The 16,664-nt window shown below is 28.2% G+C and carries 14 protein-coding genes and 1 tRNA gene; 12 read left to right on the top strand and 3 right to left on the bottom strand.

Annotated features, from left to right (window positions below):
* Nucleotides 1–26 precede the first annotated feature (26 nt).
* The 4 genes from AVBRAN9331_RS08900 (at nucleotide 27) to AVBRAN9331_RS08885 (ending at nucleotide 7,212) form a co-directional block, all read left to right on the top strand.
* Nucleotides 27–2,216 carry a PD-(D/E)XK nuclease family protein gene (locus AVBRAN9331_RS08900; protein WP_336612849.1) on the top strand — a complete coding sequence of 730 codons (2,190 nt, stop codon included), beginning with the start codon at nucleotides 27–29 and terminating at the stop codon, nucleotides 2,214–2,216.
* The gene (locus AVBRAN9331_RS08895) at nucleotides 2,213–4,861 is read left to right on the top strand and encodes a UvrD-helicase domain-containing protein (protein WP_336612848.1); all 2,649 of its coding nucleotides are present in this window, start codon (nucleotides 2,213–2,215) and stop codon (nucleotides 4,859–4,861) included. Before AVBRAN9331_RS08900 ends, AVBRAN9331_RS08895 begins: the two co-directional genes overlap by 4 nt.
* A gap of 120 nt (nucleotides 4,862–4,981) precedes the next feature.
* Nucleotides 4,982–5,869: a YeeE/YedE family protein gene (locus AVBRAN9331_RS08890; protein WP_267523846.1), complete on the top strand. Its 888-nt coding sequence runs from the start codon at nucleotides 4,982–4,984 to the stop codon at nucleotides 5,867–5,869.
* Nucleotides 5,866–7,212 (top strand): rhodanese-like domain-containing protein, encoded by a 1,347-nt coding sequence (locus AVBRAN9331_RS08885; protein ID WP_336612847.1) that lies wholly within the window; start codon nucleotides 5,866–5,868, stop codon nucleotides 7,210–7,212. The genes AVBRAN9331_RS08890 and AVBRAN9331_RS08885 overlap by 4 nt, the downstream gene beginning before the upstream one ends.
* Before the next feature lie 193 nt (nucleotides 7,213–7,405).
* Here AVBRAN9331_RS08885 and AVBRAN9331_RS08880 read toward each other — a convergent pair whose 3' ends face one another.
* Both AVBRAN9331_RS08880 and AVBRAN9331_RS08875 read right to left on the bottom strand, forming a co-directional pair.
* Complete coding sequence (locus tag AVBRAN9331_RS08880; protein ID WP_336612846.1) at nucleotides 7,406–7,705, bottom strand: hypothetical protein; 300 nt, start codon at nucleotides 7,703–7,705, stop codon at nucleotides 7,406–7,408.
* A 338-nt stretch (nucleotides 7,706–8,043) separates the two neighbouring features.
* Nucleotides 8,044–9,321: a major outer membrane protein gene (locus AVBRAN9331_RS08875; RefSeq protein WP_336612845.1), complete on the bottom strand. Its 1,278-nt coding sequence runs from the start codon at nucleotides 9,319–9,321 to the stop codon at nucleotides 8,044–8,046.
* Between the two features lie 202 nt (nucleotides 9,322–9,523).
* On the opposite strand from AVBRAN9331_RS08875, the gene rplM reads away from it, so the two are divergent.
* The 4 genes from rplM (at nucleotide 9,524) to AVBRAN9331_RS08855 (ending at nucleotide 12,801) form a co-directional block, all read left to right on the top strand.
* Entirely contained in the window at nucleotides 9,524–9,943 is a 420-nt protein-coding gene (gene rplM / locus AVBRAN9331_RS08870; RefSeq protein WP_214117630.1) for a 50S ribosomal protein L13, read from the top strand.
* 1 nt (nucleotide 9,944) lies between these two features.
* Entirely contained in the window at nucleotides 9,945–10,334 is a 390-nt protein-coding gene (rpsI, locus tag AVBRAN9331_RS08865; RefSeq protein WP_214117629.1) for a 30S ribosomal protein S9, read from the top strand.
* Nucleotides 10,335–10,359: 25 nt separating this feature from the next.
* A complete protein-coding gene (locus tag AVBRAN9331_RS08860; RefSeq protein WP_214150192.1) occupies nucleotides 10,360–11,337 on the top strand; it encodes an OmpA family protein in 978 nt (325 codons plus the stop codon).
* A gap of 114 nt (nucleotides 11,338–11,451) precedes the next feature.
* Nucleotides 11,452–12,801: an APC family permease gene (locus tag AVBRAN9331_RS08855; RefSeq protein WP_336612844.1), complete on the top strand. Its 1,350-nt coding sequence runs from the start codon at nucleotides 11,452–11,454 to the stop codon at nucleotides 12,799–12,801.
* Between the two features lie 3 nt (nucleotides 12,802–12,804).
* Here the strand turns inward: AVBRAN9331_RS08855 and AVBRAN9331_RS08850 are convergent, their stop codons facing one another.
* Complete coding sequence (locus tag AVBRAN9331_RS08850) at nucleotides 12,805–13,194, bottom strand: hypothetical protein (protein WP_214117626.1); 390 nt, start codon at nucleotides 13,192–13,194, stop codon at nucleotides 12,805–12,807.
* A 196-nt stretch (nucleotides 13,195–13,390) separates the two neighbouring features.
* Here AVBRAN9331_RS08850 and AVBRAN9331_RS08845 point away from each other — a divergent pair, with 196 nt between their 5' ends.
* From AVBRAN9331_RS08845 to AVBRAN9331_RS08830, 4 genes are all read left to right on the top strand, one after another.
* Nucleotides 13,391–14,839: a DASS family sodium-coupled anion symporter gene (locus tag AVBRAN9331_RS08845; protein ID WP_214119728.1), complete on the top strand. Its 1,449-nt coding sequence runs from the start codon at nucleotides 13,391–13,393 to the stop codon at nucleotides 14,837–14,839.
* Nucleotides 14,840–14,965: 126 nt separating this feature from the next.
* Nucleotides 14,966–15,052 (top strand) — tRNA-Leu (locus AVBRAN9331_RS08840).
* Between the two features lie 22 nt (nucleotides 15,053–15,074).
* Nucleotides 15,075–15,284, top strand: a complete 210-nt coding sequence (locus tag AVBRAN9331_RS08835; protein WP_214117624.1) for an alkylphosphonate utilization protein — start codon at nucleotides 15,075–15,077, stop codon at nucleotides 15,282–15,284.
* Nucleotides 15,285–15,289: 5 nt separating this feature from the next.
* The gene (locus tag AVBRAN9331_RS08830) at nucleotides 15,290–16,591 is read left to right on the top strand and encodes an outer membrane beta-barrel protein (RefSeq protein WP_214117623.1); all 1,302 of its coding nucleotides are present in this window, start codon (nucleotides 15,290–15,292) and stop codon (nucleotides 16,589–16,591) included.
* Nucleotides 16,592–16,664 lie beyond the last annotated feature (73 nt).

The following is a 16,664-nucleotide window of genomic DNA, read 5'->3' as shown; positions in this document are numbered from 1 at the left end:
ATAATAATCTTTTAAAAGGAAAATAAATGTATAAAAAGGATTTGATTGTATTTTCTAATTTAAGGCAAATTAAAAACTACTTAGCAAGTATTAAAAATGAAGGATTTTTTCCAACCACAATTAGTATTAATGAGTTTTTGCAAGATTTCGCAATAAATGATAAAAGAAGAGCGACTGAAGTAGAGCAAATCATTGCTATGAGTAGGGCTTGTAATAAAACTAAAGATTATAAAAAGCTTAATTTTTCAAATGATTTTTTAAGTTTTTTAAAAAATAAAGAATATTTATTCTCATTTTTTAGCGAATTAAATAGCCAAAAAGTAAGTATAGATGATTTAAGAAATAATGATTTATATAGTTTTTTTGATGAGTATTTAGACATTTTAGAAGAGTGTTTAAAGCATTATAAAAACGAATTAGATAATCAAAATTTATATGATGATATAACTATTAAAGATTTAAAAGCTAATTGGTTTTTATTTAGTCAATATAAATCAATTAGCTTTTATCTAAACGGCTTTTTAAAGCAATACGAATTAGAATTCTTTGAGAGTATTTCAGACAAAATAGATGTAAAAATCATCACAAATGTAAGCGATTACAATATAAATCTTTTAAAAAAATCATTTAAAATAGATTTTGAGCCAAATCATACTTATACTCTAAGTTTTAATAATTCTTGGCAAATCCTAGAGCAAGCTAAACTAAATTATAACAATACCTTAAAAATTGCTTCGTTTAAAAGCTCAATTTATCAATACATTTACGCACTTAGTCTAATATCAAAATATTACGAAAATGATAAACAAATAGCTCTTATTATGCCTGATGAAAGCATTGCAACTAGCTTAAAAGCCCTTGATATTCATAATTATTTAAATATTGCAAGTGGGCTAAACTCAAACGAAATAGCGCAAAAACTAAATGCGATTTTAGGTGATGATGAGTTGGCTTTAGTGCAAAAAAGATTATTAAATACAAGCGAACTTGATTTTAGTAATTTTGATAAATTAAAAGAGCAACTATTAAGCCTTAGCAAAAACGCTGAAATTAAAGAAATCCTAAAAAACCGCCTAAATGATATAAAGATTTTAAATAATGAGTTTAAGCTAACAAACGAGCAAATCATAAAATTACTTGACGCTAATAATATTAAAATTTCTCACACAAACGGCGGAAATGTCGATGCTTTAGGTATGCTTGAAAGTCGTGGAATGAAATATGATTTAGTAATTGTTCTTGATTTTAATGATGATTTAGTGCCAAAGCGAAGTGTTAGTGAAATGTTTTTAAACAATGCTGTTCGCACAAAGGCTGGGCTAATTAGCTATGCTGATAGAGAAAATTTACAAAGGCATTATTATAAAGAGCTTTTTAATGCCAAAGAAGTTTTTGTTTTATACCTTGAAAACGAAGAAAAATCACCCGCTAGAATGCTAAAAGATTTTAGTTGCGAAAGACAAATCGTAGATGAAAAAGGGCTTATGGAGTCGTTTTTAAAGGCACTCAATGGCAAAATAAAAGCAAATGAAAATATATTTGAGCCTGATTTAGAACTTATAAAAAATCATAATTTTTTTGCAAAACCGCTTAGTTTTTCAAGATTATCGTGCTATTTAAACTCACCTTATGAGTATTATTTAAAATATATTTTAGAATTAAGTGAGCCTAGCAATTCAAACGAAAAAGCAGCAGTTGGGACTATGGTTCATGAGTTTTTACAAAACGCTGATTTTAAGAATTTAAAACAGGAATTTGAAAAAGAGCTAAAAGACAAATTAAGCCCAATTGATTATGCTTTAATATACGATAATTTAGATGAAATCGCATATTATATTAACAACAATCAGCCAAGTGCAAATTGTGAAGAAAAGCTTTCGGGTAAAATTGCAAATATTGATGCTTACGGGATAGCTGATAGGATAAGTGATGAGCTAATAATTGATTATAAGACTACAAACAAGCCAAATTCTACTAAAAATCACGAAAAACAATTAGCCTTTTACGCAATGCTTTTAGATAAGCCTACGATACAAACAGCTTTAATTTATTTAAAAAGCACTCGTGGGGCGGTGTTTGAATGTAAAAATTTTAATAAATTATCTCAAGAGATTGAAAGCGACATTGCAACTCTTAAAGATGGTTTCGTCTTAGAAAAAAGTGAAAATGCTTATGGCTATTATCATTTAATAATCAATAAAAAGGATAGAGTATGAAACATATCGCATTAGCAGCAAGTGCTGGAAGTGGCAAGACTTTTACTCTAAGTGTTAGATATATTGCTTTAGTTTTAAGTGGGGCGAGTATTAATGATATAGTAGCTCTTACATTTACAAAAAAAGCCGTAAATGAGATGAAAGAGAGAATTACAAAGGTATTTTTAGAGCTTGAAAATAGAGCTGCCGAACTTCAATTTTTGCAAGATTTATTGGGTTTAAGTGCCGAGCAAATCATAAATACAAGAAATAAATTCTTAAAAAACTTTAAAGAAGATGAGCTTAGGATTTATACTTTTGATAGCTTTTTTTCTAAGATTTTAAGGCTTTTTGCAACGCATGAAGGCTTAAGCGTAGATGCTGAACTTATTGATTATTTAGATATTAAAGAAGAGTTTTTAAAGTCTTTAGATACAAATGAAGCCATAAAATTAGTAAGAGATTTAAAAGATTTTAATATGAGTTTAGGAGATTTTTTAAACTGGCTTGAGAGTTTGTATTTAAATTATACAGGCGAAAAAATCATAAATGATACGACTTTTATAAATCCTTTTGATGAGTTTTTAAGGCTTAAAGATAATTTTACTGGAGCAAATAAAAAAGTAGATGAATGGCTTGGCAAAATTACGGATTTAAATTCTTTACTTTCTAGCTCATTTTTAGACGCTAGCAAATCAAATATACAAAAAGCTCTAGATTTACCAACTTTTGCAGCAGCTTATGAAGAATTACTCTTAATAGTTGCTAAATATTATGGTTTTTTAGAGAGCAATCAATTAAAATTATGCTTTAATTATTTAGATAAATTTAGCGAAGTTGCGAAAAATTATCATAAAGAGCAAAATATTTTAAGCTTTAGTGATGTTGCTATTTATGTTCATAAAATATTGCAAAATAAGGATTTAAAAGACCTTTTTTATTTTAGACTTAATTCAAATCTAAGCCATCTTTTAATAGATGAGTTTCAAGATACTTCGGTTATTCAATACGAAATTATTAAGCCAATAGTTGAAGAAATAGTGGCTGGAATTGGCATAGATGATAAGCAAAAAAGCTTTTTTTATGTAGGAGATAAAAAGCAATCAATTTATTCATTTAGGGGTGCTAAGCAAGAAGTATTTGATTTATTTCATAAAAACAAAACCTATAATATAACCTTGCAAAATCTTGATACTAATTATCGCAGTAAAAAAGCCATAGTAGAGTTTGTAAATAATAATTTTAAAAATCTTTATGATGATTATTACGAGCAATTAGTTGCAAGTAAAGAAAACGGAGTTGTAAGCAAAATAATCACCGAAAATTACTTAAACGATGTTTATAAAAAGATTGCAAGTTTGCTACAAAACGGAGCAAAATTAGATGATATTTGCATACTTACAAGAGATAATGCAAACGCAAATGAAATAGCTAATTATTTAAATGAATTTGGTTTGAAAACTAATGTAAATAATAACTCTTTATTAGTTTCAAAAATGAGCGTTAGGGTTTTAATAGAATTTGCAAAATACTCTATTTTAGGAGATGAGATTTATGGCTTTTTTGTAAAGTCTGTGCTAGGCAAGGATTATTCAAGGCTTAAAATTGATATTACAAAAAGTGCTTATGAGATTTATAATGAGATAATAACTCATCTTGATTTATGTAAAGATGAGTATGTTTTAGAGTTTTTAGATGAAATTAGTTCTAAAGATTTTTTAGATACCATATATAATCTTAGCAATAAACTTGCATCAAACAATGAAGCAAAAGGCATAAATATTATGACAATTCATAAGAGTAAGGGCTTACAATTTGAGCATTTAATCTGCGTTCATTTAAGTAAAACCCCTCCACACGATACAGGGCTTAAAATTGAATATGATTTTTCTAGCCACAAATGGTATGGCTTTAAAAAGGACGCTAGTGCTATTAGAAATCTTAGATGTTTTTATGATAAAGATTATGCAAAAAAGCTTGAAATTTATGAGAATACGAAAAAAACTGATGAGATAAATACTTATTATGTAGCTTATACAAGAGCGATTAGCTCTCTTTGTATTATTATGAATGATGGAGCTGGACTTAGCGGGATTAATTATAATGAAATTGCTAATGAGAGTTTAGATGATGATTTGCTTAATTTTAGATATAAAGAAAATGAAGCAAGTGCTATAAGTATTAGCTATGAGTTTAATCCTTGTGTGCCACTTCAAAATGTCAAGGCTAAAGAGTTTAGCACTGATGCGATTATGCTTGGAAACGCATTTCACTATTTTTGTGAATTGAGTGATTTTAATGATGAAAGCTTGAATGAATGTTTAAGACTTGCATATAATAAGTTTAATCAGGTAGATTTACTTAAATTAAAAAAACTTTGCGAAGATTTGCTTAAATGTGTGGAGTTTAAAGAACTAATCAAAAATCATAATTTGATTAAAGAATATAACTTTTTATATGAAAATAAAGTAAATAGAATAGATTTATTAGCTATTAGCGATGATTGGGTTAAGATAATTGATTATAAAAGCTCGTTTTTTAATAAATCTTATGAAAAACAGCTAAAAACCTATGAAAACTTTATAAAAACTAGATTTTCTAATCACAAAATTAGCTCTTATGTAGTATTTTACGAAAACGAAGAATTTAAATTAAAAAGAATTTAAATTCTTTAAAACTAAATTGATTTTGTGGTGAAAATCTTAATTCATAATCTAAATACGAATTAAGATTTATTATTTTTCAAAACATATAATTTCTAAAATATTTTAGAAAGTCATTAGGTAATGAATACGCTTATATTTGGAATTGTTTTTGGATTTTTATTAGCAAGATATAGATTTTGCTTTTTTTCTGGTTTTAGAAATCTTTTTTATTTTAAAGATTTTTCATTTGTTAGTGCTTTAAGTTTTTGTATATTTTTACAATCTCTTGGCTTATTCACATTAGAACATTTTAAACTAATTACCATACCCGAGTTTAAATTCTCAATACTTGCTACTATTATAGGTAGCTTTGCATTTGGCGTTGGAATGGCGTTTAGCAAAGCTTGTGTTAGCGGTAGTTTTACTAGGGTTATTAATAATAGTTCTTATTTAATAACGGCTTTTTCTTTTGCTTTTAGTATGGCTTTATTTAATGGAATATTTAAAAAATACATAGATATTTTTACAAAAAATGAGCTTACTAATATTCATACTTTTTTAAATATTTCGCCTTTTATCTTAGTGATTTTACTTGGAATTTTAAGTATATATTTAATCTATAAAGCCAAAAAAATCAGCATTCTAGCAATAGTTTTAGCAATTTTAAGTCTTTTAATGTGGAAAATGATTGGTTTTAGTTTTACTTTATCAGTGCCTAGTAAAAATATGATTTTATATCTAGTAACCAATCAATATAGGTATTTAGATTCTGGAGTTTATTTTTTATTTGGTTGTATTTTAGGTGGGATTGTTGCTAATTTAAAATCATTTTCGCTTCAAGGTGTATCGCTAAAACAAGGATATTTTAGTGTAATTGGAGGCTTTTTGATGGCTTTTGGGGCTTCTCTTGCGAGTGGTTGTAATGTGGCAAATATTTTAATCGCTAGTGCTTATTTTAGCTTTCAAGCCTTTATATTTTTACCTTTTATGCTTTTTGGATTTTTGATTATTTTAAGGAGAGTATCGTGAAAAAATTGATTTTATTGTTTGCACTTATTTTTAGTGCTTGTTTTAATGCTGATGATGTTAAATTGCTAAATACCGATGAATTTAAGGCTAGATTAAATAGTGATTATTTGATAATTGATACAAGAATTGATAGTTATTATAATGGTTTTAGCGAAGATGGGGCAAAAAACGGCGGTCATATTAAAGGGGCTTTGAATATTAGTGCTTTATCAATGGATTTTGTTGAAAATAAAAAATTTGAAGAATATTTCAAAGGCAAAGGTATTACAAAGGATAAAAAGCTCGTATTTTATGGTTCTAATTTAGATGAGATAAAAAAAGTTAGCTCGGAGTTTTTAGCCCGTGGTTATAAAGGCGAGATTTATGCTGATTTTATAGATTATGCAAATAATAATGATTTAGTAAAACTTAAAAATTATCAACTAGCAGTCTATCCTAAATGGCTAAATGATTTAATGCAAGGCAAAAAAGTTGAGAGTTTTGATGGTAAAGACTTTATGGTTTTTGAGGTTAGTTGGGGAGAAAATAGTGATGAATACAGCGAGCATATAAAAGGTGCTTATCATTTTAATACTGATTTAATAGAGAATGCTCCTGTTTGGAATTTAAGTGATGCAAAAACTTTAGAAAATAATCTTTTAAACTTAGGGATTACAAGTGAAAAAACTATAATTTTATATTCTAAAAATCAAATGGCAGCTTTAAGAGTATTTTTTGCACTAAAATACGCTGGGGTTAAAGATGTTAGATTTTTAAATGGTGGGCTATATTCTTGGCAAGAAGCAGGATTTAGCATAGAAAAAACTCCAAATATACCTAATAAAGAAAGTGATTTTAAAGCGATAATTCCTGCAAATGCTAATATAAATATATCAATGCCAGATGATATTAAAAATTATAAAGGGGATTTAAAGCTAGTAAGTATTAGGGCTTGGGATGAGTTTGTAGGTAAAATTAGTGGTTATGATTATATACCAAAAAGTGGTGAGCCAAAAGGAGCTATTTGGGGATTTGCAGGGACAAATTCATCTAATGTGGCTGATTATTACGACCCTGATGGAACGCTTAGAAATCCTTATGAAATATATGAATTATGGCAAAGTCAAGGCATTAATAAAAATGATAATTTAGCTTTTTATTGTGGCACAGGCTGGAGAGCTAGTGTTGCTTGGTTTATTGCCTTACTTGATGGTTGGGAAAATATTTATGTATATGATGGTGGCTGGAATGCTTGGCAAATGGATGAGAGCTTAGAAGTGCAAAAGAATTTAGATTTAGTTAAACCTGATTCAAAAAACGATTATGGAGCAGTGTTTAAAGAAGGTGCTAGTTGTAAAAGCTAATCAAAAGCTATTCTTAAAGAATAGCTTTAATCATCATAAAATGATTATAAAGAGTATATGCAACACTAAATAAAATTATTGTAATTGTTAAAATGAGAGTTTTGCTAAGTGTAGGCTCAAAAAAGCTCTCGCTTAAATTAATTTGTATTTTTTGATTAAGCGATGAGCTTTTAAAATTTTTATAGTTTTTTAATTATCTAAATTGCCTTCTTTCAAATTTTGCTTTAGGTTCTGCTTTTGTATCTATAGGTAAAATATTAGCAAAGCATCCAATATCAACAAAAACAAGTATCCCAAAAATCCAACCATTTATTGAATCATAAAATGTATATAATATATAAGTTAATACGCAAAAAGCAATAAACCAGCCAAGCGAAAATGTTCTCTCGTGTTCGTAAGTAATTTCAGCTTGACAACCCCTGCATACTTTTACACCAAATCTTAATTCTTCATCACAAAAAGGACATATCATCGTTTTTGTATTCTTTGACATAATTGTCTCCTATTTTGATTTATGTGTTAAATAATAAAAAAAAACAACGCATTGTAAATATTTTCAGCCTTTCTTAATACCTTAAATTACTTAATCGTATTGCTATTAGTTTTAAAAAACTTGTTTGTTTAGATTGATTAGAGCTTAGAAGTGCAAAAGAATTTAGATTTAGTTAAACCCGATTCAAAAAACGATTATGGAGCAGTGTTTAAAGAAGGTGCTAGTTGTAAAAGCTAGACTAAGTAAGCCTAACACCAAGAGTTTGAAATTAGTTAAATTAAGTTTTTATAAGTGTTAGGCCAAATTAATCTAGTGCTAGGCTTAATGCCTAGCTATTTTTAGAATGTATATTTTGCTTCAAATCTAATTAGTTTTTCATCTTTTTTACAATCTTCTATACCTTCATAATTTTTTGTTTTACCATAAGCATAGAATGCTGAGAAGTTTAATTTGTCGCTATATTTGTAAGATAGCTCAGGCTTAACTTCAAATAATTTTTCTTTATCAGTTTTATCGCCATTTTTGATTTTATTTGTTCCGCTAATAATATCAACACCAAATCTTACATCTTCAAATGTATAACCAATTGTTCCGAATACGAAATCTTTCTTACCTACTGCTCCTGTTTGGTAATCTTTCATAGCGTATTCGCCATAATTAATTAATTTGCCACTATCTTCTATAGTATTAATTGTAGCTTTATCCTTTTTACCATAACCAGCATAACCTATATTAAAATCTAAGCCGAATGCGTCAAAGCCAGCTTCAATAGCATAAAAATTACCATTAGCTACTTCGTCGCCTGTAGCTTTTTTTAACAAATCTTTTCTATCTTTTTTAAGATTATTACCTGCGTATTGAGCGTGAATATTGTATGCGAAATCATCTTTATCACCTAAATTAACATTGAAATCTACCGCATATAATGTGCCCCAACTAGCCATATTTGCTACCCATAACTCTGCTGCTACTGGGTCAAAATTAGCAATTGCTGCTATACCATATATATTTTTACCACTTACACTTTTTATACTATCATCATCATTTTTTGTAGCAATAACGCCTAAATCACTATCTTTATTGTAATTATCAAAAGCATAAGCTGCTAAAGTTACATTCTCAATGCTATTATTTACGATTTTTAATCCTGTTCCTAATAAATCATCAGTCCAAATTGAGCCAATTTCCATTCTACCGAACATAAATGAGGTATCGTAATTCGTGTAAGTTAAATAAGCATCTCTTATATTAAAAGTTTTACTTGTATTTATATTATTTTCAACTTTATCTCTCAAAGCTTCATTAGATGGTGTTAAACCTGGTTTGTTTAAAGCAAATGAAGCATCTTGGTTTGAATACTGAAATAATGCAGTAGCTTTAAAATTATCAGCTATATCTGAAGTGAATTTTAATTGAGCTTTATATCCGTGTAATTGGATTGTATCTTTTGTAGATTTGTCTTTTAATGAATTTTTTTCGCTAATTCCTTCATATCTATATCTTAACATACCTGATAAATCTACATTTTGAATAGCTTCATCTAAAGCAACAGCATTTGCAACTGACATTGAACCTGCAGTAATTACTGCAATTAAACTAAGTTTTACTAGTTTCATTTTTACATCCTTTTTTTAAAAATTGCAATGCTATTCTACCCCCCCCCCATCTTTAAAATAAACTTAAATGGAATAATTTTTTTAGAATTTAAAAAAGTCAAATTTTATTTTTAATTTATCTTAAAATTATCTTAATTTAAGATATTATTAAGATTAAAAACATATAATCAGCTTTTTAAAAAATTTTGGCAAAGGTAAAATCATGACAAAAATAACAAAGCCAAACGAAGTTAAAAGAGATTGGATAATTGTAGATGCTGAAGGTAAGCGTTTCGGTCGTCTTTTAACAGAAGTTGCGACAATATTAAAAGGCAAACATAAGCCTTGTTATACACCAAATGTTGATTGCGGAGATTATGTTGTAATTATCAACGCATCTAAAGCAGAATTTACTGGAACAAACAAAGCTGATGATAAATTATATCACAGACATTCAGGCTATTTTGGAAGCACTAAGAGTGAAAAATTCGGTGATTTATTAGCAAATAATCCAGCAAAATTATATAAATTAGCAGTTCGTGGAATGTTGCCTAAAACTACTTTAGGTCGTGCAATGCTTAAGAAATTAAAAGTTTATGCAGGTAGCGAACACCCACATACAGCTCAGGTAAAAGGAAAGTAAAATGGCAAAAGTTTATGCAACAGGTAAAAGAAAAACTGCAATAGCTAAAGTTTGGGCTAAGGCTGGAAGTGGTAAAATTATAGTGAATGGCGTTGATTTAAATACTTGGTTAGGCGGACACGAAGCTATTAAATTAAAGGTAGTTCAACCTTTATTAGTAACTAAGCAAGAAGGTTTAATGGACATTACAGCTAGCACATTAGGTGGTGGTTATAATGCTCAAGCTGAAGCTTTAAGACACGGAATTTCTCGTGCTTTAGCTGCTATGAGTGCTGATTTTAGAGCGCTACTTAAACCACAAGGTTTATTAACTCGTGATAGTCGTGTGGTTGAGCGTAAAAAATACGGCCGCAGAAAAGCAAGAAGAAAACCACAATTTAGTAAACGTTAATTCGATTTTGAAATTAGGAGTATTCATGAAAAAGATGAGTTTAGTTTTAAGTGCAGCTGCAATGATAGCTGTTAGTGCAAATGCAAGTGATATTAATTTTGAAGGCTTAGAAATAAGCCCAATCGCTACATACAATGTTCCAGAAGGAAATCTTGACCTTATGAATAAATTTGGTTATGGATTAAGAATTGGTTATATGTATGGTGCAGTAGGAACAGAAATTGGTTATGAGCACCAAAAAGGTGAATATAAAAGTATAGATAATGCAGGTCATACTCCAGTGGGTATTGATAGAGGTTATTTAAACTTAGTATTCCCAGTTAAAGTTGGTGATACTAACTTTGATTTCTATGGATTATTAGGTGTTGGTTATGAAAACTTCAGCGAAAATCTATATGACAATAAAAACGGAATGTTTGGTCATTATGGTATTGGTTTAAAATACAAAATTTACAAAAGCTTTGGTTTAAGAGCAGAAGTTCGTGACCAAATTAAATTCCGCCACGCTGATCACCATGTAATTAGCACTTTAGGTGTAATTTTTAACTTTGATGGTAAAAAAGAAGAAGTTGTTCCAGCTCCACAACCAGTTGTAGAAGTTAAACCAGAGCCAGTAGTTGTTAAACCTGAGCCAAAACCACAACCAAAACCAAAAGCATGTTATGATTTAGAATTAGTTAAAGTTAATTTTGGATTTGATAAGAGCAATGTAACTGCTAACTATATTCCTGAAATTGAGCGTTTAGCTAAATTAATTAAAGAAGAGCCTGCATATTTTGCAAATATCACAGGATATACAGATTCAATCGGTACATCTGCTTATAACAAAAAATTATCAGAAAAAAGAGCTAAAGCAGTAAAAGCCGAACTTGTAAAAGCTGGTGTTAGCGAAGACAGAATTAATCCAAGTTGGGCTGGCGACCAAAATGCAATCGGCGATAACAAAACAAAAGAAGGCCGTGCAGCAAATCGTAGAGTTGAATTAAAAATCATCTGCCAATAATTTTATAAATTATTTTTAGGTTTCACAGATTATGTGAAACCTTTTCTTTTTTTCTTCTAAATTATTACAATTTTAATAGTATTATTCGCTTCATTTTATTTTTTTAGGTTTATTATGAAGTTGAGTATAAAAGATATTATTTTTATGAATTTGATTGGGATTTTTTCTTTAAGACAAATTCCTTATGTCGCACAATACGGGGCTAGTTCTATTATTTTATGGCTTTTTGTAGCATTTGGATTTTTTATTCCTTTAGCTTTGATATGTGGAGAACTTGGTTCTAGATTTTCTAAGGGTGGTGGTATATTTTTATGGATTAATAAAGCTTTTGGAGTAAAAGTAGCTTATTTTTGTTTGATTTGTTATCTTCTATCTTGTTTAGCTTTTTTCCCAATGATGTTGTATTTCGCAGCAAATTCTTTAGCTTATATATTTAATTTACAGGCAAAATCTTATTTTATCGCAATATTTTCTATATTGAGTTTTTTTATTTTGACATATATAAATTATAGGGGTTTTGAGTATACCAAATTAATAAATAAAGTATTTGTTTATTTTGGAATTTTATTTCCTACATTGCTTTTAATAGTTGTAGCTTTAATGTTTTATTTGGCTAATCACAAAATCACAACTCCTTATAATTCAGGGTATTTAATTACACTTGATTTAAATACTTTAGTGTTTTCAAGCACTATGATGTTTGCATTTGCAGGGCTTGAGCTTAGTACAATGATAGGTGCTAAAATTGATAACGCTCAAAAAAATTATCCAAAAGCTATATTTTTTAGTGCATTTATAATAGTAGGTATTTATATTTTAGGCACTTTTTGTGTTAATGTGATATATCCTGCAAAAGATACTGATATATTAGATGGTATTATGCAAGCAATTACTTATGCTGAAAATAATTTAGGTTTTAAAGGTCTTAGTCAATTAATGGCTTTTAGTTTATTTGTAGGCACTTTAGGGCAGATTAATTCTTGGTTGGTAGCGCCAATATATATGCTAGCTAATGCTTCAAAAGAAGGAATAATTAAATTTTATGAAGCAAAACCACATCCAAAATATAATACCCCTTATAAGGCTTTATTTTTTCAAGCATTTTTAGTTAGTATTATTTGTATATTTTGTGTATTTTTTAATAAATCTCAAGATATTTATTGGCTACTTAGTTCTCTTACTACAGTTAGTTATTTTTTACCTTATATTGCAATGTTTTTAGCGTATTTTAAATTAAAAAATTATTGTGAAAATGAATTAGAATTTAAAATACAAAATCAAATTCTTAGTTATTTTTTAGCGATATTAGGTCTTAGTAGCGTAGTATTTGCTTTAATATTAAGTTTTATTACTCCAAACGAAGAAGAGCAAAGTGAATTAATATATTTTTTACAAATTATGAGTTCTCCTATATTAGCATTAATAATTGCTATTTTTAGTTTTAATAAAACTCGTAATAAATAAAGCTTATTTAATATTTATCAAAATATTATTGTTTTGATAAGTATTTTTTTGTTTTTTTATAGGTTTTTCTCCGCTGATGCTAATTTGTATATATTCATCTGGAGTTGGCTCTTTTATTTTTATAGGTTCAGTTTGGGGAATTTCTTCTTGTAATTCTTCTTCATCTTCAAACAATATATCTAAAGCCTTTTTTAATTTTCTTAATTTTTTTTCATCTAATTCACTTAGTTTTTTTTGCAAATCATAATTTATATCATCGTTTTGATATAAATTTTTAGGTATAGTTGGGTCTTTCCAATCTGGATTTTCACTAAAAGGAATTTTATCTCCAGGAAAATCTAAAGTGTATGCAAATAAATTTAAACTTAAAATAAAAACAGCTAATTTTCTCATATTTTTTCCTAATTAAATTTTTCATATTATAAAAAGTTATGAAATATATTATATTTTTTTTCAAAAAAAGATAATAATTTATAATAAGTGTTACTTTTATACACATTTTTTAAAGTTTTAAATACAATTTAAATACATTTTATGAATTATTCTGCTAAAGTAATCTTAATTTTTTAATTTTTTTTAAGGAGAAATGATGAAAAGAGCAATTTCTATTATTATTTTGATTGCTATTCCATTTTTATTCGCTACTATTTTGCCCGTGCCAAGTGGCTTAAGCGAAGCTGCGTGGGTAATGTTTGGTATTTATCTTTCAGCAGTTTTAGGTCTTGTATTTAAGCCTATACCAAATTCTATGGTATTAATTACTGCAGTGGCAGGAACTGCACTATTTATGGGACCTTATTTAGGTGGTGCAAAAGAAGCTACAAAACAAGCTTTAAGCGGTTATGCAAGTTCAACTACTTGGATTATAGTTTCTGCATTTGCTTTAAGTATTGCATTTACAAAAACAGGTCTTGGTAAAAGATGGGCTTATTTTTTAATAGGTAAATTTGGTAAAACTACTTTAAGACTTAGCTATGTTACTGCATTTTTGGATTTAGTAGTATCACCTGCAACTCCATCAAATACTGCAAGAGCAGGTGGAATTGTCTTTCCAATTGTAAATTCAATCGCACAATCTTTATCAAAAGATAAAGTTGAAACAGAAAATAGAGTAGGTGCATTTTTGGCGTGTAATTCTTATATGAGTACAAAAATGACTTCATTTATCTTCGCAACCGCAATGGCTGGAAATATGCTAGTGATTGGTTATGCAAATGATATTTTAGGAACTCACTTAAATTGGGGGAATTGGGCTGTTGCTATGATAATTCCTGGTATTGTGTGTTTATGTGTAATTCCATTAGTTGTTTATATTTTTGTTCGCCCTGATATAAAAAAGATTGATAATGTAGTAATTTCAAAACAAGGCTTAGAAGAATTAGGAGAGATGAAAAGAAGTGAGAAAATGCTTGTTTTAATCTTTGTTCTAGCATTGCTTGGTTGGTCTGTTCCGTCTTTAGCTAGTTCTTTATTTGGATTAAAGATTGATATAGATGCTACTGCAGTAGCTGTTGGTGCTATGAGTTTATCAGTATTACTTGGCGTTTTAAAATTTGAAGATATAGCAGGTTCTAAAGAGTGTATAGGGACATTATTTTGGTTTGGTGGTATTATGTCACTATCAGGTATGATGAATAAATTGGGCTTTTTTAAATGGCTTGGAACATTTATTCAAGGCAATATGAATTTAGATTTAGACCCATTGATAGTATTAATAATCATTGGTTTTATTAGTATTATCGTAAGATATTTATATGCTAGTGCAACCGTTTTCATTACAACTCTTTTACCGGTTTTATTTTTAATAGGCAAAAGTGCAGGAGTTGATCCTTATTTATTAGCATTTTTATTAATTACTACAAATTCTTATGGTGGAGCATTAACTCATTTTGGTGGTCCTGCTGCTTCAGTTATTTTTGGAGCTGGATATAACACCGTAAAAGAATGGTGGATTACTGGATTTGTAGTGGCTATGGTATCTTTTATTTTATGCCTTGTAATAGGTCTTCCTTATTGGGAAATGTTAGGAATGAATTAATTTTTTTTCTTGTTTTGATAGGAATATCAAAACAAGAATTTCATAATCAAATATTAAGTAAAATATATTTAAAATATCACACTTTTATTTTTTTATAAGCAAATTTTATTATTATATGCAATTTTAGCCCAAGTGGTGAAACTGGTAGACGCGCTAGACTCAAAATCTAGTAGGAGCAATCCTGTGTCGGTTCGAGTCCGACCTTGGGCACCATAAATAAAAAAGGAATATAAAAATGCCAAAAGACGCAAACGGAAACGAATTACAAGCAGGAGATAATGTTAGCGTTATTAAAGATTTGAAAGTAAAAGGCAGTTCTTTAACTATTAAAAGAGGAACTAATGTAAAAAACATAAAGCTTACTTCAAATGATGATGAAATAGAAGCAAAAGTTGATAAACACGGAGTTATAGTTTTAAAAACTTGTTTTTTAAAAAAGGCTTAACATTTATGAAAAAATTTTTAACATTTTTACCTATTGCTTTATTAGCAAATCCATTTGATGATTTAGTAAATGCGTATAATCAAGAAGATTATAAAACTTCTTATGATATAGCTAGTTCTATTTGTAAGCAAACTTGCTCTGATATTAATTTAAATCTAATTATGGGTAAAAGTGCTTTTAGATTAGGTTTATACGATGAAGCTTTAGCTGCTTATGATAGGGTTTTGGTATTAGATGATACTAATACAGAAGCGAGATTACAAAGTGCTATTATTTATCAAAAAAACGGGAATTTAGCTTTACTTAAATTAGAACTAGAGAATTTAAAAGATGATGAACGCTTAAATGATGATGAGAAAGCTTTAGTTGCTAGTATGTTAAAAAATGTTAAATATCAACAAAAAGCCAATAATGAAATAAATATACCTTATGCGAGTATTGGTTTTGGATATGGATATGATAGCAATCCAAAAAAGCAGAATTTAAAAGATAGTTATTTACCAGTGCCACAATTAGGCATTAATTTTCCAATACCAGGTGCTAAGCACCAACCAGCTAGTAGTATTTTAGCTAATCTTAATGCTGGCTATAAAAAACAAGTTAATAATGTATATGATTATGATATAAATATTAATTTTTATAATAAGTATTATATAAAACCAATTGAAGAAGATTTTCAGAATTTAAGTGTATTTACAGCTTCAATTAATAATGGTTTTGAGATATCAAGACAATTTAAATTAAATATTTTAATGTCTTATGATTATATTATTTTAAAACAAAAAAGATATTTAAATACCTTTACAGCAGATATTTCAGGTGATTATTATACTGAAAGTGGGCTAGCTTTTGGTCTAGGCTATACAATTAATCATAATAATTATTTGATAGAAGATAATAAAGAGAATGATTCAAATCATCATAGTATTTATGCTATGAGTAAGATTATTTCTCAAAGAAGTATGTCTTATTTAAAAATTGCTTATGATATAGAAAAAACTAGCAGAATTAAAGAAAGTTCAAATAATTATAAAGAATATTCAGCTACTGCCGGAATTATTTATATGTTAAATAAACAAGTAATATTAAAAGCAAGTTTAGGTTATGCTAAAAGTAAATATGATGAAAAAATCTTCTTAAATACGAGAAACGATATAACCTATAGGGTAAATTTTGGTGCTGAATACAATATGGATCATCATAATTTCTTCTCACTTGATTTAGGATATAATAGGGTAAAATCAAGTATTGAATACAATTCTTACGATAATCTTTACACTAATTTAATGTATAAATATAAATTTTAAGCTAACAACCTTTTAAAATATGCTATAATTTGGCATCATTTTGAAAGGATACGCTATGAAAAAAATATTATTG

The sequence above is a fragment of the Campylobacter sp. RM9331 genome, assembly GCF_020137685.1.
GTDB lineage: Bacteria > Campylobacterota > Campylobacteria > Campylobacterales > Campylobacteraceae > Campylobacter_E.
Note: the sequence above shows the minus strand (reverse complement) of the source record. Positions and strands in the feature narration are given on the sequence as shown.

Bases quoted from the DNA above. Each gene is read 5' to 3' on its own strand.
- AVBRAN9331_RS08900 (WP_336612849.1), top strand. From the start codon at position 27: ATGTATAAAAAGGATTTGATTGTATTTTCTAATTTAAGGCAAATTAAA.
- AVBRAN9331_RS08895 (WP_336612848.1), top strand. From the start codon at position 2,213: ATGAAACATATCGCATTAGCAGCAAGTGCTGGAAGTGGCAAGACTTTT.
- AVBRAN9331_RS08890 (WP_267523846.1), top strand. From the start codon at position 4,982: ATGAATACGCTTATATTTGGAATTGTTTTTGGATTTTTATTAGCAAGA.
- AVBRAN9331_RS08880 (WP_336612846.1), bottom strand. From the start codon at position 7,705: ATGTCAAAGAATACAAAAACGATGATATGTCCTTTTTGTGATGAAGAA.
- AVBRAN9331_RS08875 (WP_336612845.1), bottom strand. From the start codon at position 9,321: ATGAAACTAGTAAAACTTAGTTTAATTGCAGTAATTACTGCAGGTTCA.
- rplM (WP_214117630.1), top strand. From the start codon at position 9,524: ATGACAAAAATAACAAAGCCAAACGAAGTTAAAAGAGATTGGATAATT.
- rpsI (WP_214117629.1), top strand. From the start codon at position 9,945: ATGGCAAAAGTTTATGCAACAGGTAAAAGAAAAACTGCAATAGCTAAA.
- AVBRAN9331_RS08860 (WP_214150192.1), top strand. From the start codon at position 10,360: ATGAAAAAGATGAGTTTAGTTTTAAGTGCAGCTGCAATGATAGCTGTT.
- AVBRAN9331_RS08855 (WP_336612844.1), top strand. From the start codon at position 11,452: ATGAAGTTGAGTATAAAAGATATTATTTTTATGAATTTGATTGGGATT.
- AVBRAN9331_RS08850 (WP_214117626.1), bottom strand. From the start codon at position 13,194: ATGAGAAAATTAGCTGTTTTTATTTTAAGTTTAAATTTATTTGCATAC.
- AVBRAN9331_RS08845 (WP_214119728.1), top strand. From the start codon at position 13,391: ATGAAAAGAGCAATTTCTATTATTATTTTGATTGCTATTCCATTTTTA.
- AVBRAN9331_RS08835 (WP_214117624.1), top strand. From the start codon at position 15,075: ATGCCAAAAGACGCAAACGGAAACGAATTACAAGCAGGAGATAATGTT.
- AVBRAN9331_RS08830 (WP_214117623.1), top strand. From the start codon at position 15,290: ATGAAAAAATTTTTAACATTTTTACCTATTGCTTTATTAGCAAATCCA.